At 29.7% G+C, this 6,801-nt stretch carries 5 protein-coding genes; all 5 read left to right on the top strand.

From position 1 onward, the window contains the following. Positions 1-1,081: type IIL restriction-modification enzyme MmeI (locus ABJD66_RS03000; RefSeq protein ID WP_348128058.1), on the top strand; the 1,081-nt coding region annotated here is incomplete at its 5' end. A 3-nt stretch (positions 1,082-1,084) separates the two neighbouring features. Continuing rightward, entirely contained in the window at positions 1,085-3,028 is a 1,944-nt protein-coding gene (locus ABJD66_RS03005; protein WP_348128061.1) for a DEAD/DEAH box helicase, read from the top strand. After that, entirely contained in the window at positions 3,021-4,250 is a 1,230-nt protein-coding gene (locus ABJD66_RS03010) for a GIY-YIG nuclease family protein (RefSeq protein WP_348128064.1), read from the top strand. Before ABJD66_RS03005 ends, ABJD66_RS03010 begins: the two co-directional genes overlap by 8 nt. Before the next feature lie 82 nt (positions 4,251-4,332). After that, a complete protein-coding gene (locus ABJD66_RS03015) occupies positions 4,333-6,471 on the top strand; it encodes an AAA family ATPase (protein ID WP_348128067.1) in 2,139 nt (712 codons plus the stop codon). 1 nt (position 6,472) lies between these two features. Continuing rightward, positions 6,473-6,801: hypothetical protein (locus ABJD66_RS03020; protein ID WP_348128070.1), on the top strand; the 329-nt coding region annotated here is incomplete at its 3' end.

Raw genomic sequence — 6,801 nt, forward strand, 5'->3', positions numbered from 1 at the left:
AATTGGAGATAACAAAGAAATTGATTTTGCTTATCAAACGTTTAATTGGACTAATAATGCAAAAGGTAATGCAGGTGTGTCAGTTGTAATTATTGGTTTAAGAAATGTATCTAATGAAGAAAAATATATATGGAGTGGAAAGATTGTAAAGAAAGCCAAAAACATTAATCCATATCTCGTTGAAGGTTCAAACGTTTTTGTAAGTAGAAAGTCTGTTTCTATAAGTGGTTTGCCAAAAATGATTAAAGGAAGTATTCCTGCGGATGGAGGTCATTTGATTTTAGATGAAAATGAGTTTAATGAACTATCTAAAAATAAAATAATAAGACCTTTTTTAAAACCATTTATTGGTGCTCAAGAAGTTATAAAGAACTTGAAGAGATGGTGTTTATATATTTCTGAAGATACTTTGAAAGATATAAAAGATGAAATTGAAATAATAAAAAGGCTTAAAGGTGTTAGAGAAATGAGATTAGCAAGTTCAAAGAAACCAACAATAGCTCTTGCTAAATTCCCTTATCGTTTTGCTGAAGATAGATATTATAATAAACCCTGTTTAATTGTTCCTTGTGTAACTTCACAACGTCGTGATTACATACCAATTGATTTTGTTGAAGCTGGCCCAGTTATTTATGCTTCAGCACAAGCAGTTTATGAAGCAGAACCTTGGGTATTTGGTGTCATTAATTCGAGAATACATATGTCTTGGGTTAGTACAGTAGCAGGAAGATTAAGAGAAGATTATAGGTATTCTTCTTCAATATGTTATAATACATTTCCGTTTCCAAAAATCAATCAAAAACAAAAAGAACAAATTAATCTACACGTTTTTGAAGTATTAGAAGAACGAGAAAAACATTCAGGTAAAACCTTAGCACAATTATACGACCCTAATAAAATGCCTAAAGGTTTAAAAGAAGCGCATCATCAATTAGATTTAGCAATAGAACGTTGTTATCGTTTAAAACCTTTTGAAAGCGATACAGAGCGTTTAGAATATCTTTTTAAAGAATATGAAAAGATGATAAATAAAAACACCTTGTTAGAAAAACCTAAAAGAACTCGTAAAAAGAAAGCCTAATTTATGCCAGATATAGTACATGTAAAATACCAACAAACAGGTAAAAGTAAAAGTACCAACGAATATGGTATGAGAGAAATGCAACAAAAAGCATTTGTGGCTCGTACTGCTCAATATTTATTAATTAAAGCACCACCTGCTTCTGGTAAATCTCGTGCCTTAATGTTTATTGGTTTAGATAAATTAATACATCAAGATATTAAGAAGGTAATTGTAGCTGTACCTGAAAGGTCTATTGGGAGTTCGTTTTCTAAAACAGACTTAAAGAAGTATGGTTTTTTCGCAGATTGGGAACCTAATCCAAGATATAATTTATGTACACCTGGTATAGAAAAAAGTAAAGTAACTGCATTTCTAAATTTTTTAGAAAGTGATGAGAAAATACTAATCTGTACACACGCAACTTTACGTTTTGCTTTTGAAGCAATAGACGAAAAACAACTAAATAATTGTTTGTTAGCAATAGATGAATTTCATCACGTTTCTGTAGATGGCGATAATAAATTAGGGTTGGTACTAAGTAGTGTAATGGAAAAATCTAATGCACACGTAGTAGCAATGACGGGTTCTTTTTTTAGAGGAGATTCCGTGCCTATTTTATTACCAGAAGATGAGGCTAAGTTTACTAAAGTAAAGTATGATTATTACCAACAATTAAATGGTTATGACTATTTAAAGTCTTTAGGAATTGGGTATCATTTTTATCAAGGAAAGTACACATCTGCTATTCACGAGATATTAGATGAAAACAAAAAAACGATTATTCATATACCCAGTGTAAATTCAGGTGAATCTGAAAAGGACAAATATGAAGAGGTCAATAGAATTGTAGATGGTTTAGGTGACCTAGATTATCAAGACCCAGATACCGGCGTGTTATATGTAAAAAGTAAAGCCACGGGTAGAACATTAAAAATTGCAGATTTAGTACATGACAATTCAAAGGACAGAGATAAAATACAAGAATACTTACGTAATGTAAAAAATGTTGATGATATTGATATCATCATAGCATTAGGTATGGCAAAAGAAGGGTTTGATTGGCCCTATTGCCAACATGCGTTAACCGTGGGCTATAGAGGTTCATTAACAGAGATCATTCAAATAATAGGTAGAGCAACAAGAGATAGCGAAAACAAATCGCACTCACAGTTTACCAACTTAATAGCACAACCAGATGCAGAAGATGATTTAGTTAAATTGTCTGTAAATAATATGCTCAAGGCAATTACTGCTTCCCTATTAATGGAGCAAGTGTTGGCTCCTAACTTTAAATTTAAGCCAAAGTTCCCAGAAGAAGGTGAAGAGGTTGATGATACTGAAGATGATGAAAACACGCTTATAATAAATGGCTTTAAGCTACCAAGTTCGCAAAGAGCAAAAGATATTATTGAAAGTGACATTAATGATTTAAAAGCAAAGGTGATGCAAGACGCCAATATGCTAAAAGCAATGCCAGGTAATGTAGACCCAGAAGTCATTAATAAAGTGTTGATTCCTAAAATCATTAAAGAAACGTATCCTGACCTTACGGAAGAAGAGGTAGAAGCTGTTCGCCAACATGTAGTAGTAGATTCTGTAATTAAAAACGGAACTATTGAAGAGGTAGGCGATAAACGCTTTATACGCATGGCTGATAGTTTTGTAAATATTGATGATATTAATATCGATTTAATAGATACTATAAATCCATTTCAGAAAGCATTTGAAATATTATCTAAATCAGTAACGGCATCTGTATTTAAAGCTATTCAAGAAACTATTGATGCCACCAAAATTACCATGACTGATGAAGAAGCAATTATACTGTGGCCTAAAATTAAAAACTGGATACAAAAAACAGGTGAACAACCAAGTATTCAATCTTTCGACCCACAAGAAAGACGTTTAGCAGAGGCAATCATATTTTTAAGAGAGCAAAAGCGTAAAGCCAAAGCAAATGAGTAAAAAGAAATTAAGCCTTGACGATATTTTTAATGATGATGAGTTTGGAATTTTAGATTCTAAACCAAAAAATTCTAATGTAAAATCAGAAGATGAACGCTTAATTGAATCGTTCCAAGAAATCAATGCTTTTTTTGAAAAAAATAAGCGTGAACCAGAGGCTACCAATGTTACTGAATTTAAACTATTGTCTAGATTAAAAGCACTTAGAAAGGATGCTAAGAAAACAGAAGTTTTAAAGTCTTATGACACCCATAATCTTTTAAACACTAAAGAAGAAGTAAAATCCGTATCAGATATTTTAAATGATGATGATTTAGGTATTCTAGATATCGAAGAAACTGATTCGATTTTCAAACTAAAAAATGTACCAAGTTCAACAGAAAGAAATGCAACCGACTTTGTAGCTCAAAGAAAGGCAATAGGCAACAAAGAGTTTAAAGCTTACGAACTAATGTTTAAGGAGGTGCATAAAGAACTTAGAAAAGGTAAGCGTACTCTTAAAACATTTACAAGTTCAGAGAAAAATTTAAAAAAGGGAGCTTATTATGTTTTGGATGGAGTATTACTCTTTTTAGAGGAAGTAAATGTGGAGTTGCAAGAGGTAAAACTAGAAACAGGTAATCGGGTTAGAAAAGATGGTAGAACAAGAATAATTTTTGAAAACGGAACGAAAAGTAATATGCTTTTTCGTTCTCTTGGCAAACAATTACTTGATAGTGGAAAAATAGTTACCCATAGCTATGAAACTGACGAATCAACGTTATTCAATAATGCAAATGCAGTAAACGAAGATGATTTAGAATCAGGTTGGATTTATATCTTAAAATCTAAATCTGCCAATCCGGAAATTGCATCCCTAAAAGATCTATATAAAATTGGGTTTTCAACTGTTCCTGTTGAAGAACGTATAAAAAACGCATCTAAAGAACCTACGTACCTAATGTCTGATGTAGCCATAGTGGATGGTTATAAGTGTTACAATATGAATACTCAAAAGTTTGAACATTTGCTTCATCGATTCTTTGCAGAAGTATGTCTTAACATAGATGTATTCGATGATAAAGGTAGGAGAATAACACCAAGAGAATGGTTTGTTGTTCCTTTACCTATAATAGATAAAGTTATACAGCTAATATTATCTGGTGATATAATTAATTATAAGTATGATAGTACTAATGAAGTATTATTAAAAAAGCCTATTGATTCAAAAATAAAAGATTAAATAAAAGGAAAATCAAACATTGTGATTATTTTTTTCATTTAAATTGATAGTCAAAAATTAATATTAGTAGATATATTTCGAAATGAAACTAACTGATCTAACAAATAAAATTGAAGTTTGGCATAATTGGGTAAGTCTCTATAAAGATTATGTTCCAAAATTTATCATCGAAGCTTCTAGTAAAGTAAATTGGGAAGATTGGGATCAAGAAGTTTTTAAAGAGTTTTTTGAAAAATCAAACAATCAATGTGTTTCATCTTTACGACAAGGTTATTATTCAAAAGAGGAACAAACTAAAATAAAGAATAATTGGAGAGGATTAGCTCCTCTTCTTAAGGTGATTGCTGATAATCAAGAAGAACCTCAATGGGAAATTTACCAAGAAATTACAGAATATATTAGAAGGTTTACTGCTCAAAATAGAAAAGCTGCAACTTATAGGTTAATTGCAGGTTTGCAACCAAATTTATTATGTACAATTGTTAAAGATGATAGTTTAAAAAAACTATTTAAATTTATTAATAAGAATATTGAAGAACCGCTACCTAAATATGAGAATAATTGGTTTAGAGATAGTCACACAATAAATACTTTTTATAAGAAACATCATCCATCTCAAAATTATATGGATTTAATTTCTTATCCATGGCAATCTTTTGAATATTTTAAGAACCCAAATAGTATAAACGAAAATTTTGAAACCAAGGATTTAACTTCTATGAAACAATATATAGATTTATTACATTATAAAAAACAAATCATCCTACAAGGTCCTCCAGGAACTGGGAAAACAAGGCTAGCAAAACTAATAGCAAAAGAATTAACTAGAGTAAATCTTACATTTAATTTGATTACTAAAAATATAAAAGTAGGAGATAAAATAGCTAATGCTAGTGGTAAGGCTGATTACTATACTATTTTGGAAATTACTAATGATTATATAGAATTGAAATCGGAAAGAAGTGATTCTTGGAAACCAACTTGCAAAAATATAATTGTAAAGTATAATGAACTGACAGAAGGAATTGAACCAAGTAATAAAAATGGTAAAGAACCTTATGAATTAGCTGTTGCGAAGCATTTGTTTAAAGTTATTGGTATTAACAATCAAAATAAAGAGGAGAATTTTAAAGTTATACAATTCCATCCATCATATACTTATGAGGATTTTGTTAGAGGAATAGTCGTTGAAAACAATGAAGAAGACAAAATAGAATATAAAACAAAGAATAGAATTTTAGCAGAATATGCTTTTAAAGCGTTAAAGAATTATAATGATTTTTATAAAGATGAATCTACCTTCTCTAAGGAAGTTTTATTGGATGAATATTTTAATCAGTTTGTTGACCAAATAAATGAAAAAATAGAAAATGATGAAGGTTTTTTTTGCTTAACAGTTAGTGTTGGGTTAATTAATACTGATGAAGATGCTTTTAGATACAAAGGAAAAAATGATGGCTGGTTAAGAAATGGAAATAGAATGTTGTTTAGGGATATTAAGCAAGCGTTTTTAGATGGCAATGTAGTTAGGCAAGATTTAAAGAAAAATGAAAACATATCTGGTTTAGCAAAACAACATGCAAGTTACTATGTTAGAGTATTGAATTTATTTCAAGAGTTTTTAAAAGACAATAATTTTACTTTTACTCATAAGGATATACAAAAAGAGCCTCTGAAAAACTATGTTCTAATTATAGATGAAATTAACAGAGCAAACCTTTCTAGTGTTTTAGGAGAATTAATTTACGCTTTAGAATATAGAGGTGAGTCGGTAGAAAGTATGTATGAAATAAAAGGAAATCGAAAAATAATCTTACCTCCTAATCTATATATTATTGGTACAATGAACACTGCCGATAGGAGTGTAGGTCAAATAGATTATGCAGTTAGAAGGCGTTTTGCATTTGTAGAAGTATTACCAAAAATATTGACAGAAACCGATTTGAATGTTAACAGTAGGGTAGAGGATTCAAGGTTATTTTTTGAAGAAGATATTTTCTTAAAAGTTAAAGAGTTGTTTCTAGATGATAATAATGACAATTCTATACACTTATCAGAAGAGTTTGAAGCTAAAGATGTTCAATTAGGTCATAGTTATTTTATTTATAATGGAAATAACTTTAATTATAATTTAGATTACGAAATAAAACCAATATTAAGAGAATATGTAGCAGATGGTATTTTAATGCCAAGTGCATTAAAAATAATAGAAGACTTATAAAATGATTATTGTAAATGAACATTATGGTTTTAATTATAACAACTCTTTATTAGATTTAAGTGAAGAGCAAAAAGTATTATTAGAAAAACAAAACTTTTCACAACATTTTAAACGTTCAAAAAAGAATAATGAACTTTGTTTTGATCTTAAATTTATTGAGGAAGATGCTGCCTACAGATTAAAGTCTAGTTATATAGTAGGTGTGAACTGGATTGTAAAAGGCAAATTGCCTATTTACATTAAGCCAAAATTAAATAATAACTCTAGTGAAGTTAATTATATATTAATGCTTTTTGAAGCTTTAAAAGAAACGGAAAACATAAAACATTT

This window comes from Cellulophaga sp. (assembly GCF_039943695.1).
Taxonomy (GTDB): domain Bacteria; phylum Bacteroidota; class Bacteroidia; order Flavobacteriales; family Flavobacteriaceae; genus Cellulophaga.

Excerpts from the sequence above, each read along its gene's own strand:
- ABJD66_RS03005 (WP_348128061.1), top strand. The coding sequence starts at position 1,085 with ATGCCAGATATAGTACATGTAAAATACCAACAAACAGGTAAAAGTAAA.
- ABJD66_RS03010 (WP_348128064.1), top strand. The coding sequence starts at position 3,021 with ATGAGTAAAAAGAAATTAAGCCTTGACGATATTTTTAATGATGATGAG.
- ABJD66_RS03015 (WP_348128067.1), top strand. The coding sequence starts at position 4,333 with ATGAAACTAACTGATCTAACAAATAAAATTGAAGTTTGGCATAATTGG.